The sequence below is a fragment of the Paraburkholderia monticola genome (assembly GCF_001580545.1).
Taxonomy (GTDB): Bacteria; Pseudomonadota; Gammaproteobacteria; order Burkholderiales; family Burkholderiaceae; genus Paraburkholderia; species Paraburkholderia monticola.
Genome location: NZ_LRBG01000035.1, coordinates 342,381 through 368,969 on the forward strand (window position 1 = coordinate 342,381; position 26,589 = coordinate 368,969).

At 62.6% G+C, this 26,589-nt stretch carries 20 protein-coding genes; 14 read left to right on the forward strand and 6 right to left on the reverse strand.

What is annotated here, in order from left to right; genetic code table 11:
* Nucleotides 1–188 precede the first annotated feature (188 nt).
* From CI15_RS22360 to CI15_RS22375, 4 genes are all read left to right on the forward strand, one after another.
* Nucleotides 189–941, forward strand: a complete 753-nt coding sequence (locus tag CI15_RS22360) for an SDR family NAD(P)-dependent oxidoreductase (protein ID WP_062131184.1) — start codon at nucleotides 189–191, stop codon at nucleotides 939–941.
* A 51-nt stretch (nucleotides 942–992) separates the two neighbouring features.
* Nucleotides 993–1,184 (forward strand): hypothetical protein, encoded by a 192-nt coding sequence (locus tag CI15_RS22365; RefSeq protein WP_062131186.1) that lies wholly within the window; start codon nucleotides 993–995, stop codon nucleotides 1,182–1,184.
* A 61-nt stretch (nucleotides 1,185–1,245) separates the two neighbouring features.
* Entirely contained in the window at nucleotides 1,246–2,541 is a 1,296-nt protein-coding gene (locus tag CI15_RS22370; RefSeq protein WP_062131189.1) for an MFS transporter, read from the forward strand.
* Nucleotides 2,542–2,978: 437 nt separating this feature from the next.
* Nucleotides 2,979–5,207, forward strand: a complete 2,229-nt coding sequence (locus CI15_RS22375; RefSeq protein ID WP_062131192.1) for an NADP-dependent isocitrate dehydrogenase — start codon at nucleotides 2,979–2,981, stop codon at nucleotides 5,205–5,207.
* Nucleotides 5,208–5,374: 167 nt separating this feature from the next.
* Here the strand turns inward: CI15_RS22375 and CI15_RS22380 are convergent, their stop codons facing one another.
* Both CI15_RS22380 and CI15_RS22385 read right to left on the reverse strand, forming a co-directional pair.
* A complete protein-coding gene (locus CI15_RS22380; RefSeq protein WP_008920027.1) occupies nucleotides 5,375–5,602 on the reverse strand; it encodes a hypothetical protein in 228 nt (75 codons plus the stop codon).
* A gap of 360 nt (nucleotides 5,603–5,962) precedes the next feature.
* Nucleotides 5,963–6,859: a LysR family transcriptional regulator gene (locus CI15_RS22385; protein ID WP_062131197.1), complete on the reverse strand. Its 897-nt coding sequence runs from the start codon at nucleotides 6,857–6,859 to the stop codon at nucleotides 5,963–5,965.
* A gap of 98 nt (nucleotides 6,860–6,957) precedes the next feature.
* Between CI15_RS22385 and CI15_RS22390 the strand changes: the two genes are divergently transcribed.
* From CI15_RS22390 to CI15_RS22400, 3 genes are read left to right on the forward strand one after another with little or no spacing between them, the layout of a single operon-like run.
* The gene (locus CI15_RS22390; protein WP_062131200.1) at nucleotides 6,958–8,262 is read left to right on the forward strand and encodes a CitMHS family transporter; all 1,305 of its coding nucleotides are present in this window, start codon (nucleotides 6,958–6,960) and stop codon (nucleotides 8,260–8,262) included.
* Between the two features lie 23 nt (nucleotides 8,263–8,285).
* Nucleotides 8,286–9,644, forward strand: a complete 1,359-nt coding sequence (locus CI15_RS22395) for an acyclic terpene utilization AtuA family protein (protein ID WP_062131203.1) — start codon at nucleotides 8,286–8,288, stop codon at nucleotides 9,642–9,644.
* Between the two features lies 1 nt (nucleotide 9,645).
* Complete coding sequence (locus CI15_RS22400; RefSeq protein WP_062131205.1) at nucleotides 9,646–9,951, forward strand: AtuA-related protein; 306 nt, start codon at nucleotides 9,646–9,648, stop codon at nucleotides 9,949–9,951.
* Between the two features lie 74 nt (nucleotides 9,952–10,025).
* On the opposite strand, the gene CI15_RS22405 is transcribed toward CI15_RS22400, so the two are convergent.
* Nucleotides 10,026–10,736: a FadR/GntR family transcriptional regulator gene (locus CI15_RS22405; RefSeq protein WP_062131208.1), complete on the reverse strand. Its 711-nt coding sequence runs from the start codon at nucleotides 10,734–10,736 to the stop codon at nucleotides 10,026–10,028.
* Nucleotides 10,737–11,101: 365 nt separating this feature from the next.
* Between CI15_RS22405 and CI15_RS22410 the strand changes: the two genes are divergently transcribed.
* The 3 genes from CI15_RS22410 to CI15_RS22420 all read left to right on the forward strand — a co-directional run bounded on the left by CI15_RS22410 (nucleotide 11,102) and on the right by CI15_RS22420 (nucleotide 14,902).
* Nucleotides 11,102–12,433, forward strand: a complete 1,332-nt coding sequence (locus CI15_RS22410) for an MFS transporter (RefSeq protein ID WP_062131210.1) — start codon at nucleotides 11,102–11,104, stop codon at nucleotides 12,431–12,433.
* A 129-nt stretch (nucleotides 12,434–12,562) separates the two neighbouring features.
* Nucleotides 12,563–13,912 (forward strand): glucarate dehydratase, encoded by a 1,350-nt coding sequence (gene gudD, locus CI15_RS22415; protein ID WP_062131213.1) that lies wholly within the window; start codon nucleotides 12,563–12,565, stop codon nucleotides 13,910–13,912.
* A gap of 195 nt (nucleotides 13,913–14,107) precedes the next feature.
* On the forward strand, nucleotides 14,108–14,902 hold the full coding sequence (locus CI15_RS22420; RefSeq protein ID WP_062131216.1) for an alpha/beta fold hydrolase: 795 nt from the start codon (nucleotides 14,108–14,110) through the stop codon (nucleotides 14,900–14,902).
* Between the two features lie 7 nt (nucleotides 14,903–14,909).
* On the opposite strand, the gene CI15_RS22425 is transcribed toward CI15_RS22420, so the two are convergent.
* Nucleotides 14,910–15,869, reverse strand: coding sequence for a response regulator transcription factor (locus CI15_RS22425; RefSeq protein WP_062131218.1), 960 nt, complete (start codon nucleotides 15,867–15,869; stop codon nucleotides 14,910–14,912).
* Nucleotides 15,870–16,233: 364 nt separating this feature from the next.
* Nucleotides 16,234–18,252, reverse strand: a complete 2,019-nt coding sequence (locus CI15_RS22430; RefSeq protein ID WP_062131221.1) for a carboxypeptidase-like regulatory domain-containing protein — start codon at nucleotides 18,250–18,252, stop codon at nucleotides 16,234–16,236.
* A gap of 742 nt (nucleotides 18,253–18,994) precedes the next feature.
* Between CI15_RS22430 and CI15_RS22440 the strand changes: the two genes are divergently transcribed.
* The gene (locus tag CI15_RS22440) at nucleotides 18,995–21,277 is read left to right on the forward strand and encodes a beta-glucosidase family protein (RefSeq protein ID WP_241495893.1); all 2,283 of its coding nucleotides are present in this window, start codon (nucleotides 18,995–18,997) and stop codon (nucleotides 21,275–21,277) included.
* A gap of 117 nt (nucleotides 21,278–21,394) precedes the next feature.
* Nucleotides 21,395–22,213, forward strand: coding sequence for a peptidylprolyl isomerase (locus CI15_RS22445; RefSeq protein ID WP_062131230.1), 819 nt, complete (start codon nucleotides 21,395–21,397; stop codon nucleotides 22,211–22,213).
* Between the two features lie 118 nt (nucleotides 22,214–22,331).
* Here CI15_RS22445 and CI15_RS22450 read toward each other — a convergent pair whose 3' ends face one another.
* Nucleotides 22,332–23,837, reverse strand: coding sequence for an MFS transporter (locus tag CI15_RS22450; RefSeq protein WP_062131233.1), 1,506 nt, complete (start codon nucleotides 23,835–23,837; stop codon nucleotides 22,332–22,334).
* Between the two features lie 261 nt (nucleotides 23,838–24,098).
* Here CI15_RS22450 and CI15_RS22455 point away from each other — a divergent pair, with 261 nt between their 5' ends.
* Entirely contained in the window at nucleotides 24,099–25,316 is a 1,218-nt protein-coding gene (locus CI15_RS22455; RefSeq protein ID WP_062131237.1) for a porin, read from the forward strand.
* A 483-nt stretch (nucleotides 25,317–25,799) separates the two neighbouring features.
* Nucleotides 25,800–26,507 (forward strand): dienelactone hydrolase family protein, encoded by a 708-nt coding sequence (locus CI15_RS22460; RefSeq protein WP_062131240.1) that lies wholly within the window; start codon nucleotides 25,800–25,802, stop codon nucleotides 26,505–26,507.
* The last annotated feature ends 82 nt before the right edge of the window (nucleotides 26,508–26,589 follow it).

A 26,589-nucleotide genomic window follows, 5' to 3' on the forward strand; every position in this document is an offset into this window, starting at 1 on the left:
GCCACGGAGCGGCCTTGGGTTTTGGGTTTGTGAGCCGCTATGCACAAGGGCTCAGCCTGTTTCCCAGTATTTACCCTAAGCGCCCCATGACTGAAAGCTGTTTGACTTGTCGCGCTGTTATCCTTAAAGTTGAGTAAAACGTTTTCCTTCAGCCGCGTTTCTCACGCGGCAACTCAACGGACAGCACTATGCAGATTCAATTCGATTTCAGCGGCAAGGTCGTGGTGGTGACAGGCGCGAGCGGCGCCATCGGCATGGCGATCGCGAAGCGCTTTCATCGTGCCGGCGCGCACGTGATCGCGGCAGGACGCCGCGCCGACGCGCTCGATTCGCTCGCGGCACAACTCGGCGAACGCTGCGAGATCGTGATCGGCGATCTCGCGCTCGCCGAGCATCGGCAGGAGATCCTCGATCGCGCGCGGCGGCACGGCGGCATCGACATCCTGATCAACAATGCGGGCATGACCCAGACCAAGGTGCCGTCGCTCGATACGAGCCTCGACGACTTCGACCGCATTTTCAACGTCAACCTGCGCGCGACCTGGGCGCTGAGCCTCGAGGCGATTCGCGACTGGATTGCGCGCGAGTACCGGGGCGTGATCGTCAACGTGTCGTCGCCGGGGGCGCAGCGCGCGCATCGCAACAACGCGATCTACGACATGACGAAGGGCGGCATCGACGCGCTCACACGCTGCCTCGCGACCGACTTCGGCCGCCACGGCATTCGCGTCAACGCGATCGCGCCCGCGCAGATTCCGCATTCGCACGTGCGCGAGGTCGATCCCGCGGCCGCGCGCGGCTTGCCGCTGCCGCGTCACGCGGACCCCGACGAAGCGGCGAGTCCGGTGCTGTTCCTCGCATCGGACGCGGCGTCGTTCATCACGGGCCACGTGCTGCCCGTCGACGGCGGCCTGCTGGCGCAACTGCGCACGGTTGCCTGAGCATCGACGTAGGGGTCGTAGCAACAGTCAAGCGTCGGCGGCGCGCCGCAGGTGCAAGCGCGGCTCGCCGCCGCATTGCACTGGCTGGAACCGTACGCGGCTGGCAAACTGCCGCTCCAGGAATTCGTGCGCAGCACGGTGCGCTTCGATGCGCGGCGGGCAGCGGCGCACGTCGAAGGCTATGCGGGACCGTGGCGGCTCGACCCGGGTTGTGCGGCGCTGGCCGCCGCGCTCGAACCATAATCAACGACTCGCACGCTGTTCGCCTGAGCCGCGCACGAGGTAGGGAGACACGAGGAAACACATGACTATCAAGGTAAAAGGACTGCGTTGGTGGATGATCGGGCTGCTCACGCTCGGCACGATCACCAACTATCTCGCGCGCAGTTCGCTGAGCGTCGCGGCGCCGACGGTGCTGCACAACCTGAACATTTCGACGCACGAATACGGCTGGATCACCGGCGCGTTTCTCGTCATGTATCCGATCGGCGCGCCGCTGACCGGCTATCTGATGGATCGCGTGGGCTTGCGCATGGGCTTTCTGCTGTGCGGCGTCGCGTGGTCGCTGATCTGCATGGCGCATGGCTTCACCTCGGGCTGGGTCGGGCTGTTCCTGCTGCGCGGCCTGCTCGGGCTGGTGGAAGCCTCGTTCATTCCGGGCGGCATGCGCGCGGCCGCGTACTGGTTCCCGCCGCACGAGCGCGGTACGGCCGCCGGCGTGTTCAACCTCGGCACATCGACCGGCGCGATTCTGGCGCCGCCGCTGATCGCGTGGTCGATCCTGCACTACAGCTGGAACGTCGCGTTTCTGATCGTCGGCGGGCTCGGGCTCACGTGGGCCGTGCTGTGGCTGCTGCTGTATCGGCATCCGGATCGTCATCCGGCGTTGTCGCAGGAGGAGGCGAACTATATCGGCACGACCCGGGAAGCCGGCTTGCGCGTCGCGGACGGTTCGGGCCCGAAGGTGTTCGAGATCCTCAAGCAGCGCAATTTCTGGGGCATCGCGTTGCCGCGTTTCTGCGCCGATCCGGTGTGGGGCACGCTGGTCTACTGGATGCCGCTCTATCTGTACCAGGCGCGCGGCTTCGATCTGAAGGCGATCGCGCTGACCGCGTGGCTGCCGTTCGTCGCGGCCGACCTCGGCTGCATGGTCGGCGGTCCGCTGTCGGCGTGGCTCAAGCGCCGCTTCGACGTGCCGATCGTCAACGGCAAGCGCATCGCGTTCACGATGGCCGCGTTCCTGATGATCGGCATGGCCGGTGTCGGCTTCGTCCGCAGTCCGGCGTTGGCGGTGTTCCTGCTGTGCCTCGGCGGCTTCGCGCATCAGACGCTGTCGATCACCGTGATCTCGATGTCGGCCGATCTGTTCCCGCGCCGCGAAGTCGGCACGGTGACCGGACTGGCCGCGCTCGTCGCGGGGCTCGGCAACTTCGCGTTCACGATGACGATGGGCTGGTTCGTGAGCCGCGTCGGCTATACGCCGTTTTTCGTTGCGCTGGGTTTTGGCGATCTGATCGGCGCGACGCTGTTGTGGACGCTCGTGCGCCGTCCGTCGACGACGCCGGCGCAGGAGGTCGTGGCGCGCGAAGCGCGGGCGTGAGACGCCGGCGGCGGCTGAAGTGAGCGGGTGCCTGGCACCTGAGTGGCACCAGCAGTGGCCGCCTCGGCGCAATGTCGGGGCGGACCATCCTGTTCGGGCGGGACATCAGACACGGCGATTTGCGGCCAATCAATGCGAGCGATTCGCATTTGTCCAAAAATAATATTCCGCAAGTCATCTATAAGATATCTGTCTTAAGAGCCAGGCAATCGGCCGCAAAGCCTTGTCCGGCGGGACTCGACCCCTTTGAGCGGGGTCTCTGGACCTGTTTGTTTGGCCACATTTAGTGGAAAACGCGCATATACTCTCGGTCGTGTCGCAAAACGAAGGTCGCGGGGTTGCGTCGTGCCGAACCGACGCCGTCGCCGCCGCGCCACGATTTGCGCTGGCAATGACCGCCAACGCTCTGTCTACCACTTCCTAGCAAAGCATCAATCATGTCCACACCGCCGAAGATCATCTACACCCTGACCGACGAAGCGCCCGCACTGGCGACGTACTCGCTGCTGCCGATCGTCAAGGCGTTCACCCGCTCGTCCGACGTGCTCGTCGAAACGCGTGACATCTCGCTCGCCGGCCGGATCATTGCCGCATTTCCGGACTACCTGAGCCCGGAACAGAAGGCTTCCGACGATCTGGCGGAGCTCGGTGGACTCACCACGCGCCCGGAAGCGAACATCGTCAAGCTGCCGAACATCAGCGCTTCGGTGCCGCAACTGAAGGCCGCGATCGCCGAGCTGCGCGACCAGGGCTACAAGCTGCCGTCGTACCCGGACGTCGCGACGAATGACACCGAAAAGGACGTCAAGGCGCGCTACGACAAGATCAAGGGCAGCGCGGTGAACCCGGTGCTGCGTGAAGGCAACTCGGATCGCCGCGCGCCGCTGTCGGTGAAGAACTATGCGCGCAAGCATCCGCACAAGATGGGCGCATGGAGCGCGGACTCGAAGTCGCACGTGTCGCACATGAGCGCCGGCGATTTCTACGGCAGCGAGAAGTCGGCGCTGGTCGCGCAAGCCGGTAGCGTGAAGATCGAACTGGCCGCCGCCGACGGCACGACCACGGTCCTGAAGGCGAAGACGGCGGTGCAGGCGGGCGAGATCATCGACGCGTCGGTGCTGAGCAAGAACGCGCTGCGCAGCTTCATCGAAGCGCAGATCGCCGACGCGAAGGCGAACGGCCTGCTGTTCTCGGTGCACCTGAAGGCCACCATGATGAAGGTCTCGGACCCGATCATCTTCGGTCACGTGGTGTCGGTGTTCTACAAGGACGTGCTCGAGAAGCACGCTGAAGCGCTGGCCAAGGTCGGCTTCAACCCGAACAACGGCATCGGCGATCTGTACGCGCGCCTGAAGGATCTGCCGGCGGAAACCGCCGCGGCGATCGAAGCCGACATCAAGGCGCAGTACGAACAGCGTCCGCCGCTCGCGATGGTCAACTCGGACAAGGGCATCACGAGCCTGCACGTGCCGAGCGACGTGATCGTCGACGCCTCGATGCCGGCGATGATCCGCGAGTCGGGCAAGATGTGGGGCGCCGACGGCGCGCTGCACGACGCGAAGGCGGTGATTCCGGACCGTTGCTACGCGGGCGTCTACCAGGCGGTGATCGAGGACTGCAAGAAGCACGGCGCGTTCGATCCGGTCACGATGGGCACGGTGCCGAACGTCGGTCTGATGGCGCAAGCCGCCGAAGAATACGGTTCACACGACAAGACGTTCCAGATTGCGGCGAACGGCGTGGTGCGCGTGATCGACGAAGCCGGCGCGGTGCTGCTGGAGCAGCCGGTCGAGCAGGGCGACATCTTCCGTATGTGCCAGACCAAAGATGCGCCGATCCGCGACTGGGTCAAGCTCGCCGTGAACCGTGCCCGCGCGACCGGCACGCCGGCCGTGTTCTGGCTCGACGCGGCGCGCGCGCACGATGCGCAGATCATCAAGAAGGTCGAGCAGTACCTGAAGGATCACGACACGAACGGCCTCGACATCCGCGTGATGACGCCGGTCGAAGCGGCGAAGTTCTCGGTCGAGCGCATCCGCGCGGGCCAGGACACGATCTCGGTCACCGGCAACGTGCTGCGCGACTACCTGACCGACCTGTTCCCGATCATGGAACTGGGCACCAGCGCGAAGATGCTGTCGATCGTTCCGCTGATGGCCGGTGGCGGCATGTTCGAAACCGGCGCGGGCGGTTCGGCGCCGAAGCACGTGCAGCAGCTGGTCGAAGAAGGCTTCCTGCGCTGGGATTCGCTCGGTGAATTCCTCGCGCTGGCGGCGTCGCTCGAGCATCTGAGCACGGCGTACCACAACCCGAAGGCGCAGGTTCTGGCGAAAACGCTCGATCAGGCGACCGGCAAGTTCCTCGACAACGACAAGTCGCCGGCGCGCAAGGTCGGCGGCATCGACAATCGCGGCAGCCACTTCTACCTCGCGATGTACTGGGCCGAAGCACTGGCCGCGCAAACCGACGACGCGGCGCTGCAAGCGCAGTTCGCGGGCGTCGCCAAGGCGATGGCCGACAACGAGGCGAAGATCGTCGCGGAACTCGGCGCGGCGCAGGGCAAGCCGGTGGATATCGGCGGCTACTACCGTCCGAACGTCGAGCTGACCAGCAAGGCGATGCGCCCGAGCGCGACGCTGAACGCGATCGTCGATTCGGTGGCGTGAGGCCAGCACGTTTGCGATCGAAGCGGTGAGCGTTGCGACGAGTGCGGCGGCGGCCTTGAAAGCCACGCGGTAAACACGCAGCAGGACCGCAAATATGACAATGGCGCCCTCGGGCGCCATTGTCGTTTCTGCCGTCACCGTTACGTCGCCGTCGGTCATAGCCGTCCTTAAACGTGAACGATTTCCCAATCGGCGAGCTTCTCCGGAATCTCGAGCGTCGACGTGTCGAGCTCGGCCAGATGCTCGCAGCTCAGACCGCGCGCGAGGTCGTCGGCGGCCTGTTGCGGGCTCGAGAATTCTCCGAGCGTTTCGTTGCCGTAAGTGGCTTCCCAGCCGTCCTGACCCGGCAGAATGTAGAACGCTCCTTGCGTCGAACCAAAGCGAAAGCCTTTCATTTTTAGTCTCCCAGTTGCCAATCAAAAACCGCGGTTCGTGACGGCTTCTTCGCAATCTGTGGGATTTGGGTGGCCCGTGTCGTGGGGCCCCTCGAATCCGACTGCGTGAAGCGCGTGCTCTTGTAAAAGAGTCTACGTCAGCGAATCCGCGTGCAAGCGGGCGTCAAACGGTTCTTTATCTTAAAAATATCTCCGTAAAAACAAAGGATTGCACGTTTCATTTCGCGATGTGCAACGCCGCCGGACATCGTGAAACGGCGGGTTTGTGCCACGCACCATGATTTTTTACGAGACGCGGCATCGTTTCGTATCGTGAAAATTAGGGGCCGCGCGCGAGGCGCGAAACGATGCTGTGCGGCCCTATGCCGCGTCGAGCCGTTCGATCAGCATCGCGACGAAAGTCTCGGTGACGGGCGGCAGCGTCCTGCCGCGCTTTCTGATTAGCGCGATGGGCCGCGTGAAGGCCGCTTCGTCGATCGGCCGCGCAACCAGCTCGGGTTCCGCGCGCACCTCGCGCGCCGACGCCGGCAGGATCGTGATGCCGAGCCCGGCGCGCGCCATCGCGACCGCGCTCATCATGTAGGTCGGCTCGCAGGCGATGCGCGGCACGCATTGGGCGTCGGCGAAGGCGCTATCGACGACCGCGCGCACGCTCGTGCCTTGCGCGGTCAGCACGAGCGGTTCGTTCGCCAGATCGGCGAGCGTGACGGGCCGGCGCCGCCGCGCGAGTGCGTGCTGCTTCGGCAACACCGCGACGAGCCGGTCGATGCCCGCATGCAGCACCTCGAGCCCGCCGTCGTTCAGCTCGCCGCCCGTCAGCCCGATATCGGCTTCCTCATTGCGCACCAGCGTGTTGACCATGCTGGCGACGGCGTCGCGCACCTCGAAGCCGACGCGCGGCACGGCTTTTCTCAGCGCCTGCACGAGTTCGGGCAGCACACTGGCCGCGAACGTCGGCAGACACGCGATGCGCACCGTGCCGCTCGCGCCTTCGCCGAGCGCGCGCGCATCGAGCAGCACGTGCTCCATGTCGTTGAGCGATTTCTGCAGCACGGGCAGCAATTCGCGGCCGGTCGGCGTCAGCGCGACGTTGCGGCTGTTGCGGTCGAACAGGCGCAGGCCGACCGTTTCCTCGAGCCGGCGAATCTGCACCGTCAACGCCGGTTGCGATAGATGCAGCTTCGCGGCCGCGCGCGTGAAGCTGCCCGTTTGCGCGACCGCGATAAACGCGCGGATATCCCGTAGATTCAGATCCATGATGGTTTGTGATTGCTGCAATCAATTCATTTCAATTGTTTTATTGCTGCTCCGAACTTACGCTCGATCACACTAGAAAACAACCTGGAGACAAGCTCATGCTGCCATTGCTGGGGCTGGCTACCATCGTCGTGCTGCTCGGCGCGATCCTGTCGAAACGCATGTCACCGCTCGTCGCGCTGATCATCGTGCCGCTCGCGGCGTCGCTGATTGGCGGCTTCGGCTTGCAGACGAGCAAGTTCGTCGTCGACGGACTGAAGAGCCTCGCGCCCGTCGTCTGCATGTTCGTGTTCGCGATCCTGTACTTCGGCACGATCACCGACGCCGGCACGCTCGACCCGATCATCGAGCGCATCCTCCGCGCGGTCGGCACGCGACCCACGCGTATCGTGATGGGCACCACGCTGCTCGCGCTGCTGATCCACCTCGACGGTTCCGGCGCTGTCTGCTTCCTCGTCACGATTCCCGCGATGCTGCCGCTCTACGACCGCCTGAAGATGGACCGGCGCGTGCTCGCCGCGGCGGTCTCGATGGCGGCCGGCATCAACTTCCTGCCGTGGACGGGACCGATGATTCGCGCGTCGGCGTCTCTGCATCTGCCGATCTCGGCGCTGTTCAATCCGCTGATTCCCGTGCAGGCGATCGGTCTCGTGTTTGTGTTCTCGATGGCGTACTGGCTCGGGCGGCGCGAGGAAAAGCGCCTCGGCCTCACCGCCGCGAGCGGCGCCGTGCCGATGCCCCAACGCGAGCTGACGCCGGAAGAACAGGCGCTGCGCCGCCCGCAAAACTTCTGGTTCAACATCGTGTTGACGCTGATCGTGCTCGGCACGATGGTCGTGATGGGCGAGAAGATTCCGCCGGCCATCATGTTCATGGTGGGCTTGTGCATCGCGTTGATGGTCAACTATCCGAACGTCGACATGCAGCGCAAACGCATCGACGCGCATGCGCGCGCCGCGCTGATGATGGCCGGCATCCTGCTCGCGGCCGGCGTGTTCACGGGCGTCATGCAGGGCAGCGGCATGCTGAAAGCGATGGCGCAGGCGGCGGTCGGCTTCGTGCCGCCGGCGATGGCGAACCATATTCCGATCGTGCTCGGCCTGCTGTCGATGCCGCTCAGCATGCTGTTCGATCCCGACTCGTTTTATTTCGGTGTACTGCCGGTGATCGCCGAAGTCGCCGGTCAGCTCGGCGTGCCCGCGGTGCACGTCGGCCAGGCCGCGTTGCTTGGACAGATGACGACCGGCTTTCCGGTCAGCCCGCTCACGCCCGCGACGTTCCTCGTGGTCGGCCTGTGCGGTATCGATCTGGCCGATCATCAAAGATTCACGTTTCCCTTGTTGTTCGGCGCGTCGGTCGTGATGACGATCGCGTGCGTCGTGCTCGGGATCTTTCCACTGTGAGCCTCACTGAACGGACGGAAGCAATGACAGCCACTGAACCTCGACGCGTCGTGCGCATTGGCGCGGGCGCGGGCTATTCGGGCGACCGCATCGAACCCGCGCTCGAACTCGCCGAGCACGGCCAACTCGACTATCTCGTGTTCGAATGCCTCGCCGAACGCACGATCGCGATCGCGCAGCAGGCGCGCAGCAAGGACCCGGAGCTCGGCTACGACCCGCTGCTCGAAGCCCGTATGCGCGCGGTGCTGCCCGTCGCGGCGCGCAACGGCGTGCGCATCGTGTCGAACATGGGCGCGGCGAATCCGCTCGCGGCGGCGCGCAGGACCGCGCAGATCGCGCGCGAGCTGGGTCTCGGCGGGATCAGGATTGCCGCCGTCACCGGCGACGATGTGCTCGACGTCGTGCGTGCGGGCGACTTTCATTTCGTCGAGTCGGGCGAGGCCGTGGCCGCTTGCCAGGACCGGCTGATTTCGGCGAATGCGTATCTGGGCGCGAGCGGCATCGTCGAGGCGCTCGCGGCCGGCGCGCAGATCGTGCTGACCGGGCGGGTCGCCGATCCGTCGCTGTTCGTCGCGCCGCTGATCCATGAGTTCGGCTGGCGCATGGACGACTGGCCGATGCTCGGTCAGGCGACGGTGATCGGCCATCTGCTCGAATGCGCGGGGCAGATCACCGGCGGCTATTTCGCGGACCCTGGATTCAAGGACGTGCCGAATCTCGCGCGACTCGGCTTTCCGATCGCCGAAGTGGCGCGGGATGGTTCCGTGGTGATCACGAAGCTCGCGCAAAGCGGCGGGCTCGTGACGGAGGCGACCTGCAAGGAGCAATTGCTGTACGAGATCCACGATCCGTGTCGTTATCTGCAGCCCGACGTGGTGGCCGATTTTTCGCAGGTGCGCATCGCGCAGGAGGCGCCGGATCGCGTGCGCGTCACCGGCGGTAGCGGCACCGAGCGTACCGGGACGCTGAAAGTGTCGGTGGCGTATTTCGACGGCTATATCGGCGAAGGGCAGATTTCCTACGGCGGACCCGGCGCGCTCGCGCGGGCACGGCTCGCACTCGAGATCGTGCGCGAACGGCTCGCGCTGACCGGTGTACAGACGCGCGAGCTGCGCTTCGATCTGATCGGGGTGAACGCGCTCTATGGCGACACGCTGGCGGGCGGTCATGGCGAGCCGTACGAAGTGCGCGCGCGCGTGGCGGGGCGCACGGCATCGTTCGCGGAGGCGGTGCGCCTCGGCAATGAGGTCGAGACGCTGTATACGAACGGTCCCGCGGGCGGGGGCGGTGTGACGAAATCGGCGCGCGAGGTGGTCGCGGTGCAATCGGTGCTGCTGCCGCGCGAGCATGCGGCGCCGGCTTTCTCGCTGGTGGAGGTGTGAGATGAAACTACGTGAACTGGCCCATTCGCGCACCGGCGACAAGGGCAATACGCTCAATATCTCGGTGATCTGTCATGACGCCCGGCACTACGAGCAGCTGCGCGCTGTGCTGACGCCCGAGCGCGTCAAGGCGCATCTGCGCGATGTGGTGCGTGGCGACGTGGTGCGTCATGAGTTGCCGGGCCTCGCCGCGTTCAACTTCGTGCTCGGCGATGCGCTCGGCGGCGGTGTCACGCGTTCGCTCGCGCTCGATGCGCACGGCAAATCGCTGAGCTCGGCGTTGATGGATCTCGACCTGGATGAGTGAGCGGGTGCTCCGGGCGGCGGGTCGGGTCGTATTGTGTGTCGATTTGCGAGGCGCTCGCGCAGCCCCGCCTTCGGTCACACCCCAGCCTTCGTCAACTCGTGCGCGCGGCGCAGGCGCTCGCGGCTGTTGCTCAGATGCATGCGCATCGCGGCGCGCGCGTCGTCGGCGTCCTGACGCTCGATTGCGCGATAGATCAACAGATGTTCGCCGAGCACACTGCGCAACACCTCGATATGATCGAGCTCCGCGATCTCGGCCGAACCGAGCCGCGTGCGCGGGCTGACCGAGCGGCCGAGCTGGCTCAGCACGTCGAAGAAATAACGGTTGCCGCTCGCTCGCGCGATCTGCAGATGGAACTCGATGTCGTGCGCGAGCGTGTCCGTGCTGCCGCGCTCCAGTTCCGATTCGAAGCGATCGAGCGCGATGCGGATCTGCTTCAGATTCTGCTCGGTGCGCCGCGATGCCGCGAGCGCGGCCGCCGCTGCTTCGACGTCGATCCGGAACTCGATGATCGCCATCACGTCGAGCATGCTCGTGAGGTCGGCGGCGGGCAACTGCATCGGCTTCTCGGCGGCGGGCGCGAGCACGAACGTGCCGATGCCGTGGCGCGTCTCGACGATTTTGGCCGCCTGCAGACGTGAAATCGCCTCGCGAACCACGGAGCGGCTCACGGACAACTGCTTCATCATCGCGACTTCGGTGGGGATGCGGTCGCCTGGCCTCAACGCGCCGCGGCGAATTTCATCGGAGAGGGTGGCCACCACCTTTTCAGTTAGGCTGCTCATTTTTGTGGCTGGTTGACTGATCCTGCAAAGTATCGCACAGGACTTTACTTGATTCTGCTGCCTCTGGCGGCATCGGCGGGGGCTATTTTTACCGTGCAGGCGAGAGTTTGCATGGGGGTGAGACGCAGGATTGCGCATGTGCGCCAGCCGCAACCGGCGGTGGGTGCAATTAGAGACATCAGACGTCTTAGTTCGAATAAGGTCTCAAGTCGTGCAAGAAGGCAGCGAAGTCCCGGTGTGTCCTTGATTTAAAGGGATTTTGCCCGCTGATTCAGGGTAAACACCCAATTGGATTTGGTGGAAACAACGCGGTAGACTGTCGTCAGACAACATATCAGGTAACGTGGCCGACAAGGAGACCCGTCTTGACATCCGTTCTGACCAGCGCGCTCGACCCGCTTGAATCGGCGGTGGCGAAAGTGAAGCGCAACGTGCTGCCGCTTTTCCTGATCATGTTCATCGCGAACTATATCGACCGGGTGAACATCGGCTTCGTCAACGCGCACATGAAGACCGATCTCGGCATCGGCGCGGCCGCGTACGGGCTCGGTAGCGGTCTGTTCTTCATCGGCTATGCGCTGTTCGAAGTGCCGTCGAACGTGCTGATGCAGAAGTTCGGCGCGCGCGCGTGGCTCACTCGCATCATGGGCACGTGGGGCCTGGTGGCGGGCGCGATGGCGTTCGTCTGGAACGACACCTCGTTCTACGTGCTGCGTTTCCTGCTCGGCGTCGCCGAGGCGGGCTTCTTTCCCGGCGTCGTCTTTTACTTCACGCAGTGGCTGCCGCAAAAGGAACGCGGCAAGGCGGTGGCGATCTTTCTGTCCGGCTCGGCGCTCGCGTCGGTGCTCTCCGGTCCGATCACCGGCTCGCTGCTGTCGATTCGCGGCCTCGGCCTGCAAGGCTGGCAGTGGATGTTCCTGATCGAAGGCGCGTTTTCGATCGTGCTGTGCGTCGTGAGCTGGCTGATGCTGAAATCGCACATCCGCGACGCGCACTGGCTGACCGCCGAAGAACAGCGCGTGCTCGAACACTCGATCGCGGCCGAACAGGCCGAGCGCGAAGCGCACGGCGGCGCGCATCTGCCGACGATGAAGCTGCTGAAGGACCCGCAGATCGCGCTGTTCTGCTTCCTGTACTTCGCGATCCAGCTGACGATCTACGCGGCCACGTTCTGGCTGCCCACCATCATCCGCAAGATGGGCGGGCTGTCGGACTTCGAGGTCGGCATGTTCAACGCGATTCCGTGGCTGATCTCGATGGTGGCGATGTACGGCTTCGCGGTCGTGTCGGCGAAATGGCGTCATCAGCAGGGCTGGCTCGCGGTCGCGCTCGTCATTGCGGCGGTTGGCCTGTTCGCGTCGACGTCGGGCAACCCGGTGTTCTCGTTCGTCGCGATCTGTTTCTCGGCGATCGGCTTCAAGGCCGCGTCGTCGCTGTTCTGGCCGATTCCGCAGGGCTACCTCGATGCGCGTGTCGCGGCTGGCGTGCTCGCGCTGATCAACTCGCTCGGCAACCTCGGCGGCTTCTTCGCGCCGGCCACCTTCGGTTATCTGCAGCAGCACACGGGCTCGATTACGGGCGGGTTGTACGGTCTCGGCGTCGCGTCCCTGCTCGCGGCGGCGGCCGGCTTCCTGACGCGCAACAAGCCGGGTAATCGCGAGCCGTTGTCCGAGTCGTTGCACGGCAACGCGCATTGACTACACTGACGTCTCGCAGGCGGCCATCAATTTTTCTGGCTTCGAGTTTTCATCCGGTCCGATCGAACGCGCACGCAGCGCGCGGCGGCTTCCGCCGGCCGGCTTACTTCACACACAGGTGCTTTTCCCATGTCCACGAAACCTACTGAATCGAACGCGACACCGGTCGTGACCGAACTGCGCGTCGTGCCCGTCGCTGGCCGCGACAGCATGCTGATGAATCTGAGCGGCGCGCATGGTCCGTTCTTCACGCGCAACGTCGTGATCCTGCGCGACAGCGCGGGCCATACCGGCGTCGGCGAAGTGCCGGGCGGCGAGAACATCCGCAAGACGATCGACGACGCGCGGCCGTTCGTAGTCGGTCAGTCGATCGGCAATCTGCAGGCGATCCTGAACAAGGTACGCACGCAGTTCGCCGATCGCGACGCGGGCGGCCGCGGCCTGCAGACCTTCGACCTGCGCACGACGATTCACGCGGTGACCGCGCTCGAAGCCGCGCTGCTCGACCTGCTCGGCCAGCATCTCGGCGTGCCGGTCGCGGCACTGCTCGGCGAAGGCCAGCAGCGCGACGAAGTGGAAATGCTCGGCTACCTGTTCTATATCGGCGATCGCAACAAGACCGATCTGCCGTACGCGAACAACGCGGGCGCGCGTGACGACTGGGAGCGCGTGCGCACCGAGCAAGCGCTGACGCCGGAAACGGTCGTGCGTCTCGCCGAGGCCGCGCAGGCGCGCTACGGTTTCAACGACTTCAAGCTGAAGGGCGGCGTGCTGCAAGGCGACGCCGAGATCGAGGCGGTCACGGCGCTCGCCGAGCGCTTCCCTGAAGCGCGCGTGACGCTCGACCCGAATGGCGCATGGTCGCTCGCTGAAGCGGTGCGCCTGTGCCGTGACAAGCATGACGTACTCGCGTACGCGGAAGATCCGTGCGGCGCGGAGAACGGCTACTCGGGCCGCGAAGTGATGGCGGAGTTCCGTCGCGCCACCGGCCTGCCGACGGCGACCAACATGATCGCAACCGACTGGCGTCAGATGGGTCACGCCATCCAGTTGCAATCGGTCGACATTCCGCTCGCCGATCCGCATTTCTGGACCATGCAGGGTTCGGTCCGCGTTGCGCAGATGTGCAACGACTGGGGCCTCACGTGGGGTTCGCATTCGAATAACCACTTCGACATTTCGCTCGCGATGTTCACGCACGTCGCCGCAGCGGCGCCGGGCAAGATCACTGCGATCGACACGCACTGGATCTGGCAGGACGGTCAGTTCCTGACGCAGGATCCGTTGCAGATCGTCGGCGGCAAGGTCAAGGTGCCGCAGAAGCCGGGCCTCGGCGTCGAACTCGATATGGACGCGCTCGAAAAGGCGCACGCGCTGTATCAGCAGCATGGTCTCGGCGCGCGCGACGACGGCGTGGCGATGCAGTATCTGATTCCGAACTGGAAGTTCGATAACAAGCGTCCGAGTCTCGTGCGTTAATCGCGATTTGACTTGAATGGAAAGCCTGGTGGGTTGCACGACAGTGCGATCCGCCAGGCTTTCTGTTTTTCAATAGCAATGCGGACTCGCCCACGCCGAGTCAACGCTCAATAATGCAATTGCACTATGTGTGTATCGGAGCGCGCGCGGTAGCATCCAAAGAACAGAAGCTGCCAGATAGCGGAGATACCTGACATGGTGAGCAACGCGGCAGTGCTGTTTCTTCACGGCGGCCCAGGCCTGTCTGCGATTGCGGAACGCGACCTGTATGGACGGACGTTGCCGGTTTACTGGTGGGATCAACCACGTTCGGTCGTCCTCTACGCCGACGCGTTTGCTGCCCTTCTGGATGCCGCGGAAGAGGAGTTGCGCGCGCTTGCCGAGCGGACCGGGGCGCCGGTCAATCTGCTTGCCCATGCGTTCGGAACACACCTGGCATTGCGACTTGCCTCGCACCTGCCCGATCTGGTCAACGAAGTGATGTTGCTGGCGCCGGTACGCGACCTCGGCGATGCATTCATCCGGATCGGTGAACGGCTAAGGACTTTCTACCCGGCGGCTGCACCGCTCGTTGACGCGCTAGACGATTTCCGCCGGGAACGCGACTATGAACTCTTTGCGAAGCTCGCGGCTCAGGTTACATCGTTTGCAAACTTCATCGACGTCTATTGGGCCCAGGCCGCCAATGCCAGGCGATGCTGGTACATCGACCTGCTGGCGCACCATCCGATTCTGGACGCCAGTGCATTTGAAGTCCTCGTAAGAAGTTTCTGGACACACTCGACGCCTACTTATGCAGACATCCGTGCCCCGATCCACATCGTCTCAGGGGCTCTGGATTGCCTCGTTGACGCACGAGCCGAGACAGAATCGTGGAAGAACCAGCTCGACTGCGTGAGCAGCCAGATAATCGAGGCGGGCCACTTCATTCATCTTGAGCAGTCACCGTCTGTCTGGTGGCCTCGCAACTGGGCACACTCTTCGCGATGAGCCGAGGTTACAGGTTGTCGCGCTGAAGAAGTGCAACGAGCTCGGCATTGTTCCGGGCGCCAATCCGTCGATGAATCGCCTGCAGATGATTTCGTACCGTGGCGGGCGCGATGCTCATGCGGCGCGCAACCTCTTTATGCGTGAGTCCCGACGCTACGCATTCGGCGACTTCCCTTTCCCGCTCTGTCAGCAGGTCGACAGACGTGGCGAGGCGGGCTCGAACGAACGCGAACTTTGGGTGGCGTTCAAACCGGAAAACGGCATGGCGACCCCGATGACCGTCAGCGCCGGAGCCAAGTAGCTCGATCAGCACGGGCGGCAGAACGTGGCCGCCGTGGCCACCTGGCCACTCAGCGCGCAACAGGTCAAAGAAGGCAGGTTCACACAGGGTGATGAGACCTGGGGGCAGGCACATCGCGACCGACCAGATTCGCGAACGGTAACGCTCTATCTGCAATGACTGGTTGACCGCCCACGCCTCCATCAGGTGCGGGTAGAGAAACTCGACAAACTGGCGCTCCTGCTCGGAGTACTGCCGGTCCACGTGGGCCGCGAAGAGTCCGATTGTGAGCGTGTACCCCGTCGTGAAATCCTTGTGTGCGGTGATCAACGCGTTCGCATGCTTGACCTTGCGCGTGTAGTCGAGGAGGGCCGCGTTGTCTGGGCCGGTCAGGGAAGTGAGCGAATGGAAATTGCCGGTCGTGCCTGGATGCGTCAACATGAATCGGGCAGCCGTGTCTTTCGAGCGGATTTCGCCATAGCGGTTGTCCCAGTCAGGTACTTCGTTGACGAGATGCGGCGCATGAAACACAACGCCGGCAGGCGTCGCACTCGCGGTCGCCCAACGCGCCGAGTCGAACGGGACATACTTGCCCAGTACATCGAATGCAGTGTCGATAAACCTGTCGCCGCTGCATGCGCGTGCAACGCGATAGGTCTCCAGGATTGCCCTGTCCAGGTCGCTCATCGGTTTCCCCTTGCGCCGCTTCATTGCCGTTCTTGAATTTCGGGCGCGCACATCGCTGTCAACGGGTTCTAGCCGGTGACGGGCAATAAATCAACCTCATTCATGGTTCATCGCATGCTGGGCCACGCTCCGGTAAGGTGAGTTCTATGTTCATTAAGGAATCAGTACAACGGATTAATATTCTGTGCGTGTTTTCATTCGCAACGCTCGAAGTCCGCGCGCGAGTTTGCACGGTGAATGACGATCATCTATATGCAATCGGGATAAGAACATTCCGGCTATTTGAAGAGTGCTTTCACGCCAAATAGAATCGCCCTCTGCGAATTGCCGAGGGCGACGTGCGAGTTCAATGGCCGCCGTGAACCTAGTAGACGTAGACGTTGTAGCGGTGCACGCTGCCGGGATTGTTGTAGTCCAGCTCTAACCAGCGATACGACCCAGTGCCGGTCAATGCGGGGAACTGCGACGTTCCTGATGGTGGGTTCACCGTTGCGGACGTCGCGGTCGGAGTCAGGGCCGTGCTAGCCTGCACGCCAGTGGTGCCGTTGAAAGCCGTAAAGATGACGTCTGCGGCCTGGGCAGCGAAGGCCGGGGCCGTCCAGCTCAGACTGACACTGGATGCGGCTGGCGCGTTTGCTGCGAACAGGGCCATGGACGAGGACGAGAGTTCATCCCATACAAAGCCATTGCCATTCTGTGGCGAGACCGGTCCGTAGAGCAGCCGCTTGAGGACAGTTGCTGTGGTTCCGTCGGCGAAGTGAATCACGAACGTGTATTGCGGGTATCCCGTGAACTGGGTGAAGTCGGTGACCGGGGTCGCGAGCCAGTTGACCGCGTTGGCTGGATTTGCCGCCGGCGAAAGATTCCCGCTATCGCTCTGTTCCGATTGCGCGAAACCAAAAAAGGCATCGGTAATCGACGAACTCGTCGCAGCGGTTCCGGTCTGGTTTGCAATCGGCCAGTAAGCCATGCCAGTCACGCTGGGATTCGGAGCGAGAACGACGCCGGCTGTCGGCAGTCCCGGACCCGTGACCACCACATACTGGCTGTTAGCCGGATTGTTGGAGACCTTCGGGTCTCGATAAATCGGCACGAGCCCCGACGCGTATGACGTAGTCGGGCTACTCGTGGGATTGCCACCAAGAGAAATGCCGACAAGGTCACGTTGCAGCACGCCGGAAATCCGCACATCGTATTGTTGCTGGTTCCCGGTTATTTGCCATTGGCCGTTGATGAGCTCTGCGACCAGATTGGTGGTCTGCGCGTTGCCCGTGCTATCTACCAGTCCGAACCGAAGCAACACTTTGTCGGGGGATTCGGCGTAGAGCACTTGCGGGCCAATGAATGTCGGATTGACCAGATTGGTGCTCGACAGCCAGCCGGAGAATTCCTGCGCGAACGTGTAGCCGTTGTTCAGATAGGCCGGGCTCGTCGAAATCGCTGCCTGACAGGCGGAGCTGAGTGTGCCGCTGGAGCCGACGCGTGTGGCTGGACTCTGCGCAAAACAGACCTGCCACGCGCTGACGATTCCCGCGAAAGTCGACGGCGCAACGAGAGTACTTGGGAAGTCGATCGTAAAGGATGAGCCCAGGCTGTTGCTGGCTACAGTCGCTTGCGACACCGTCGCAACCTGCATGGCTCCGACCAGGTTCAGCTTGTTGGTGATCGTCACGCCGGCACCGATCGGCACGACAGTGACTTCATCGAGCACCTTGTCGAGGCCCGTGTGATCCGGTTTGAACGCGGTACCGACTACATCTGTGCCCGCGGCAACGCCGGCGTCAACAAAAAGCTTGGCGAGCAACGCATTCACAGCGGACTTCGCGCTTTGCACATTGGCGGCCGTGACCGCGGAGAGCGCCGCCGGTCTTGAGATTTCATACGGGCCACTGGACACCATCGAACCCGAGAGGGCGACCGGATTCGCGACGTCGTACGGACTGCTGGACGCCATCGAACCTGCGACAACAGCGGTCGTGAGCGGTGTGATGTTCACCACGGCGGTACTTGCTCCACTGGGAGGAGCGATGAGGATGGACGTCTGGTCTTCACTAGCGCCACTCGGATCGACCGCTCCGAAGCCGAAGGGGGCGACCATCTTCGTCAGATCGAGGGATATCGAGTAGCTCCCCTGTCCGTTTGCGGTCGCGGTAGCCGTCTGGCCTTTCGCGTCGTAGACCGTGACCTGCGCATTCGCGATCGGGGCGCCGCTTGAGACCACGCCAGAGACGCCTAGCGTGGTGGGGTCCTGCTGGGCTCCCGACTGTTGGGATCCTGGCGACGGGTCGCCACCACCGCCCCCGCCCCCGCTGCACCCACTCAAGATCACTCCAATGGCTATCACTGCGCTATGCGCGTAACGTCCCGCGAACTTTCGGGTCATGTTGTCACCTTTCGATAGCGATGCGCCTGGCGCCAGCCGCAGTCGAAATCTCGCGGTATGGGTCGGCCAGTCGCGGAACGGGAACAGTCGGAATGTCGGGCATCAGAACGGCAGCAGTCTGCGGGTACGAGTTAAGCCCCGCCATTAGTCGCAGTAAAGAGATGCAAATGAACCATTGCGCTTACCCGCGGTTCATGTCCTTAATCGAGATTTTTTTGCCGCAGGCGATCGCGGTAATCACGCGCGGCTCGCGCCCGTCCGATACCCGTTTAACGCCCGCCACGACTGGCCCCGACGCTGAAATTGTCAATTCCAGCTAACTCATCAGACGTCCGTGCATGTCTGTAAGTCGTTGTTTTTGTTGATGTCAGGTAAAACCCTAGTCGTCTGATGACGATTTAAGTCTTACGATGTCTTCACTGGAACGCGGATCGTCACCTGTGGCGACGACTCCCCGCCGGAGACGAAAATCTTTCATGGGATTTGAAGCAGGGGAAACAGCAGTCGTATTACTGGCAATTGATTGAATGGCAGTCCTTCACATTAGAACGACCGATGCGCGTCTCGCATTTGTGCATATAACAATTGAGGAAAGACAATGTCTGTGAAATTCATTCAGAGGAGAACGGCCGCCGCCGTGAGTCTCGTGTTCATTCTGGCGGCGTGCGGTGGCAGTGATAGTCCAAACACGACGGCGGCTTCAAATCCGGCCTCGACTCCATCCACGACGCAGCCATCCGCCATGCCATGGATGAACACGTCGCTTTCTCCCGAAGCACGCGCCGCACTGCTCGTCCCCGCCATGGCGCTGGCCGACAAGCAAGAGCAATTGACCGGTTCGAATCCAGGCATCCTGCCGGAACTGCCGCAGTGCTACGGCGCGCGCCACATTCTCGGGCTGGCGAAGTACGCTATTCCGACGCTGCGAATTACCAATGGGCCTGTCGGGATTGGCCAGAATGACTGCGTGTCTCCTTCGGTGACAGGCTTCGCCGCCTATACGGATTCCAGTTCCGCCAAGGCGACCGCCTTGCCGTCTGCGATTGCCATGGCGGCATCGTTCGATCCTTCCGTCGCGACCCAGTTTGGCAACGTGGTCGGCGTCGAGGGAGGCAATCTCGCGCTACACGTGTTCGAAGCGCCCGGTATGAACCTCGCAAGATTGCCCGTGGGCGGGCGCAACTTCGAGTACATGGGCGAGGATCCGTACCTTACCGGTACGATGGGTGTCGCTGAAATTCAGGCCGTGCAAGCGCACGGCATGATCGCGATGGCCAAGCACCTGGTGGCGAATGAGCAGGAAACGAATCGCATGACGATTCAGGAGAGCGTGGACGATCAAACGCTGCACGAACTCTATATGCTGCCGTTCGAGATGGCGGTGAAAGCAGGCAACGTCGGCGCCGTCATGTGTTCGTACAACTCGGTCAACGGTTTTTCGATGTGCGAGCAAAAGCACATCCTGTCCGATGTCCTGCGCGGACAATGGGGCTTCAAGGGCTACGTGCAGTCGGACTTCTTTGCTGCGCACAGCACCGCGCCGACCCTGCTGGCGGGCATGGACAACGAGATGCCGCTTCCGCAGAACTGGTCGCCGGCAAATCTGAATGCGGCTTTGGCCTCGGGGCAGATTCAGACCTCCGATATCGACAATGCGCTGCTGCGCCGATATACGCAGATGTTCCGTGCGGGTATCTTCGATCGGCCCATTGCACAGACCGCGATCGATGCTACGGCTGGCGGTACGGTCGCCAAGCAGATTGGCGAGCAGTCGGCCGTGCTGCTGCAGAACAACGGGACTTTGCCGCTGAAAAAGACGGTTCGAAACGTCCTCGTAGTTGGCAAAACGACACAGGTCTATGCTCAGCAAGCGGTTGCTGGCGGCAGTTCGGTCGGCAACCCGATGGGTTCAGGCGGTGGCAGTTCCGACGTTGTTGCCTTGTACACCGTTACACCGGTGCAGGGCATCAAGGACACGCTTGCCAACCTCGGCAATACCGGCGTTCAGGTCCATCTGGCTCTCGTGGACGACAACAATTCGACCGGCACGATTGACGGCGCGGCGGCAACCCTCTCCGACGTGAAGACAGCGGCGACCGGTGCCGACGCCGTCATCTTCATGGCCGGGTCGATGTCGGAAGAAGGCGCGGACCAGGCGACCTTCACGGACTCGACAGGCCTCACGCTCGACACCGGCAAATTCCTCAATACGCTCGACTGGTATGCGCCGAAGTCGAACTCGATCACGACCTCGAGTACCGCGAAGAACAGCAACACGCTCGCGTTGCTGCAAACCATCGTCGCGGCCAACAGCAATACCGTGCTCGTTCTGAAGGACAGTGCCGCCGAAGCGCTAGATTCTTCGATCCTGACCGGAGGGACCTCGGCCGCGAGCGCGATTCTCGAGACCTGGTTCCCTGGCGAGGAAGATGGGCACATCGTCGCGGATCTGCTGTGGGGCGTCGCGAATCCGTCCGGCAAGCTCCCTGTGACGTTCCCGCAGGTCGGCCAGGGCTTCATGGATTCGATTACGCCTTATCAATACCCGGGCGTGTCGATCAACGGAAGCGCGACGGTGACCTACTCCGAAGCGCTCAATGTCGGCTATCGCTGGTATGACGCGATGGGTAAAACGCCGGCATTCCCGTTCGGTTTCGGTCTTTCGTACACGACCTTCACGATTACCAACCCGACCGTCAGTACTGGAGCAAACGGTACTTACACGGTTAGCGCGGTCGTGAAAAACACCGGTTCGAATGCGGGCGCCGAAGTGCCACAGGTGTACATTGCGCTGCCGTCCTCCGCGGGCGAGCCGCCTAAGCGTCTGGTGGGGTTCCAGAAGGTCAGCCTGAATGCGGGCGGCTCGCAGACGGTATCGATCACGATCGATCCCGCCGCGCCGAATCATCCGCTCAGCACCTGGAACAAAGATTCGCAGCAGTGGACGACGCCGACCGGTTCCTACTCGGTGTATGTCGGCAACTCTTCACGCAGCCTGACGCTTGCGGGAACCATTACCCAATAAAGTCGTTTAGTTCGCCAGCGTCTGATCAAAACTGATGGCTGATCAGACCTGGCGAGATACCTGGACCTTTGGCGATCGTTTGCTAAAGTCCTCGAACCAACGCAAGTGATCCGCTCAATGAAAGCACTATCACGATGGACGTTCGCACTGGTGCTCGGTGCAACGCTCTCCCTGGCGACGAGTGCGACAGAGAAGCCCTTCGTCACGGTCAATGGCAAACCCGTTTCTCAGGCAGACGCCGATTTGTATATCGGACAGGCGCATGCCCAAGGTTTTTCCGACTCTCCTCAATTGTCGGATCATGTCCGGGACGAACTGATTCGCCGCGAAGTCCTTTTCCAGCAGGCGCAAAAGACCGGCTTCGACCGGAACCCGGAAATCGCGGCACGGGCCGAGGCCGCCCGGCAAAAGATTCTCGTGCAGGCGCAGGCGACGTGGGAGATCGAGATCGTCAGAGCGTACATGCAGGACTTCCTGAAGAAGAACCCTATTAGCGACGATCAATTGAGGGCGATGTACAACGAGATGAAGTCGAAAGGCGGCAGCACCGAATACAAGGTTCGCCATATCCTCGTCAAGGACGAAGGCGAGGCAAAAAGCCTCATTGCAAAGCTGAACAAGGGCGCGTCGTTCGGCGAGCTCGCGAAGGAATCGATCGATTCCGATTCAAGATACAACGGCGGGGATCTGGGCTGGATCACTTCCAGCAAGGTGGTCAAGCCGTTCGCTGACGCGGTTTCGCATTTGCACAAGGGCGAATATACGCAGACTCCGGTTAAAACCGGATACGGTTTTCATGTCATCGAAGTGGATGACACGCGCCCTTTGCAGGTTCCGTCTTTCGAAGAAATGAAGCCGATGCTGTACCAGCAGGCACAAGCAGATCTCGTCGACAGAATGGTGAAGAATCTCAGAGCGAAAGCAACCATTCAGTAAGCGGCCCAATTACGTCCGTCATCCTTGGGATGTGGCAAAGAGCCTTGATGTGACGGCATCAGGTCTCTTCGTCCAACCCATTTGCTCCCCGTTCTCTCATCCGGATCGGGGAGTTTTTTTATTTGCGAAACACCACGTGCGAGATTCGCTGCACCAGCAGCGCGGCCGCCAGCGACGCCACCGCCGTTAGCCACACGCCGATATGAATCGACTGCACGAGCGCGTCGCGCGCGGTATCGAGCAGCGCGAGCGTATTGAGTCCCGAGGTCTTCATATCCGCGATCAGCTGCGTACGCGACGCGTCGTCGATCAGAATGCGCAGATCGACGAAACGCGGCCGCCATTGCGACGCGGCCGGCTCGCCGAGCACGCTCATCGTGCGCGTGACGACGTTGCGATAATGATGCTGCACGACGGTGGCGACGATGCTGGTGCCGAGCATGCCGCCGACCATGCGTGTCGATTGCAATAACGCAGTAGTGATGCCGAAGCGTTCGCGTCCGGCGATCTCCTGGCCGAACACATTCAGATTGTTCAGGATGAAACCGAGACCGATGCCGACCGCCCCCATCGGCAACACGATGCGCAGGTGCGGCGTGTCCGGGTTCGCGAATGCAAGCGCGATCGACGCGAACATCAGCAGCCCGAAACCGATCGACAGAATGCGCGTCGGCTTCTTCATGTGAATCACGATGCGCGTGTTCAGCAGACTGCCGAGCGCGATACACGCGGCGATTGGCGTCGCGAGCAGGCCGGCCTGTTGCGGCGACAAACCGAAGCCGCCTTGCAGCAGCAACGGCGCGAAGAAGATCAGCGAGAACATCACGAAGCCGGACAGCATGCCGAGCGTGAATAGCGTGACGAGCCGCGCGTCCTTGAACAGATCGAGCGGAATGATCGGATGCGTCGCGCGCTTTTCGCACATGAAGAGCGCGACCGCGCCTGCGATCACGCACGCGCCGAGCACGAGGTTGGTGAGCGTGAGGCCATTCTTCGGCACCGCTTCGATAAACGCCTGCAGACCGCCGAGCACGGCCGCGACGAGCCCCGCGCCGAGCCAGTCGATTTTCACCTCGCCTTCGTGCGGCCGCCGGAAATTCGGCAGATGCATCCAGATGAAATAGAGCGCCGCCGCGCCGACCGGCAGATTGACGAGGAATGTGGAGCGCCAGCCGAGGTGCTCGCTCATCCAGCCGCCCAGCGACGGGCCGGCGGCGGTGCCGATGCCGTAAGCCGCGGCCAGCACGACCTGCCAGCGCACACGGGTGCGCGGGTCCGGGAACAGATCGGGGATCGACGCGAACGCGGTGCCGACCATCATGCCACCGCCGATGCCTTGCAGCCCGCGCGCCATCGCGAGAAACAGCATGCTGTTGGCGAGACCGCACAACACCGACGCGATCGTGAACGTGATCACCGCGGCGATCACGAAGCGCTTGCGGCCGAAGTAATCGCCGAGCCGCCCGAACACCGGCACCGTGACGACCGAGGCGAGCAGGTACGCGCTCGCGATCCACGCGAAGTATTCGAAGCCGTGCAGTTCGGCGACGATCGACGGCAGCGCCGTGCTGACGACGGTCTGGTCGAGCGCGACCAGCATGTTGACGAGGCCGATGCCGAGCATCGCGTACAACGCGTGGCGAAACGGCAGGGCGGGAGCGGCGGTACTGGCGGAGGCGGTGGAATTCACGGAGCGGGCAGAAAGCGGTTCGGAGTGGACGCTGCACGGCGGATCGCGGTCAGGATCATCGCGATTCTACGCAGGTTGTCTGACCTCTTGCGGATTATACGGGTTTTCCCTAGTCAAAACTATTCGTCGCGCGAAAAACCACATCGTTCACCTGTACGCCAGCGTACGGGACGGCTCGCACGGGTTCGCGCGGACATGGTAAGTTCGCTCGCGGAAGATCCGATCGATGTGCCTGGGGAGGACCTGATCCTGCGTCACGCCTCGGTTTGCTCGCTGAACACTGTCCGCGACGCTGCGTCGAGCTCGGCGCGCGCATGGAGCGCGGCGCGACTCGGCCGCGCGACGATCAGCGTTCGCGTGCGGGCCGGGTGGATCGGCGTCATGCTGCTGATCTACGCGCATGGCGCGGCCGCCGTCACCGACATCGATACAGGCGGGGATGTCTCCACGGGAATCCACAGCAGCTTCGTGTCGCTGTATGGCGTGATCGATACGAGCCTGGAAATCACCGACCCCGGGTCCGGCTGGACCCCGCGCCTCGACTCCGGCGCCTATCGCGGCTCGCGCGTCGGGTTGCATGGCGCGGAAGCGCTCGGTGACGGCAACGCAATCGTGTTCACGCTCGAAAACGGCTTCAGCTCGACCGACGGCACCCAGCAGGTGCCCGGCTCGATCTTCAATCGCCAGGCATGGATCGGCGCGAGCGGCAGGTGGGGAGAACTGCGCTTCGGCCGTCAGTATTCGCCGATCTATATCCCGTTCAAGGGCGATCTCGACGCGTTCGGCGCAGGCACGATCGCCTCGGGGCTCAACAACCTGTCGAAGATCACGCCTTATGCGAACAACGCGATCGCCTATCTGTCGCCGCGCATCGCCGGCTTCAGCACGACGCTGATGATGGCCACGCGCGATCCGTCCGAGGACGACGGCAACGGCATCGACGGCTACTACGTGACCACGTCGTATCGGCTCGGCGAATTGCGCCTGTCGTACGCGCATCAGCAGACGCACGGCGCCGGCGCGCTGCGGGCGAACCTCGGCGGCGCGAACTACGCGTTCGGCAAACTGCGCGTCTGGCTGTCCTTTTTCAATGGCGATGGCGGCACGCCGGTCTATCACGGCGCGGGCGGCTCGCTCTCGGCGCAGTACAGTTTGTCGGCGTACGCGCGCGCGTCGCTCGGCTATGCCCACGTGCGCGACTACACGACGGCCGGCGGCAGCGCGGACCAGTTCAGCGCGGCATTCGAATACAACATGTCGCCCACGCTGCTGCTGTACTTCAGCGCTGCGTATCTCGCGAATCACGACGACTCGACCTTCACGCTGCGCGGCGTCAACGTCACCGGGTTGCCGGTCGCTTACCCGGGCGCACCGGTCGCGGGTGTGCAATTCGGCGTGATAGAGCGCTTCTAGCGCGCATCGCAATACTTCAAGGCTTTGATCGTGTGTCGAATCAGGTATGGCGCTCTCTAATTCAATTGATAGATGGCGCGTACATTTTTCGATGTCGATTTACAGAATGATTACGTGATTGGAAATTGGAAAGCGTCGCGAATAAAAAAAGGCCGACACAATGTGTCGGCCTAAAAGATTCTGGCTTCCGAGGATGATTGCCAGAACCTGAGAGACTTGGGCGACAAATGGATCGACCCGTGTAGCACTTTAGCGATAGTTGATGCAGAACGCATGGCGGTGAGTATAACGTCGGCGATTGCTCTTGGGGGAATCGCTCATCAAGCAATTAATTAGTGAATATTTCATTTTGCTTATCCTCATATTGTTGGATTCGGATAAAGCGAATTTAGTGGAAGCGCACTCGCGCGGACGCCATCCGATCGAACAGAAAAGGAGGCAGTGGCGCTATGCTAGCGGTTTCGTCTACTCGAGGAGCGACCGATGACCCAACACGCAGGTTCGATGATCACGTTCAACCGTCCCGACGGCAAGCAGCTTCAGGGCTATCTCGCGAAGCCTGAAAAAACCGCGGGTGCGCCCGCGGTCGTCGTGATCCAGGAATGGTGGGGCTTGAACGACCAGATTCGCGGTGTCGCCGACCGACTCGCGAAGGCCGGCTACTTCGCGCTCGTGCCCGATCTGTATCGCGGCAAGTCGACCGTCGAAGAAGATGAGGCACATCATCTGATGAGCGGTCTCGATTTCGGCGACGCAGCGACGCAGGACGTGCGCGGCGCGGTCCAGTACCTGCAGCAGCACGCGGCGAAGGTCGGCATCGCCGGCTACTGCATGGGCGGCGCGCTGACGCTGCTCGCGCTGTGCAACGTGCCCGAAGCGGCAGCCGGCGTCGTCTGGTATGGCTTCCCGCCGCTCGACTATGTCGACGCGTCGAAGATCAAGGTGCCGGTGATAGGCCACTGGGGTCTGCAGGACGAGTTCTTCGCCGCCGACACCGTCGACGCGCTCGAAAAGAAACTCGCCGACGCGAAGGTCGACGTCGAGTTTCACCGCTATCTGGCGCATCACGCGTTCGCGAACGAAACGGCGGTTGGGCCGGGCCGCATCGCCAAGACGCAATACGATCCGGTCTGGGCGCAACAGGCGTGGGATCGTACGCTGACGTTCCTTGGCCGCACGCTGTGGAAGTGAGTGAATGAATGGTCGAAGCGGACCGCTGGTCCGCTTCGTGAATGCGCCCGCCATCGTGGCGCTTTCATGACACGGCCGCGCT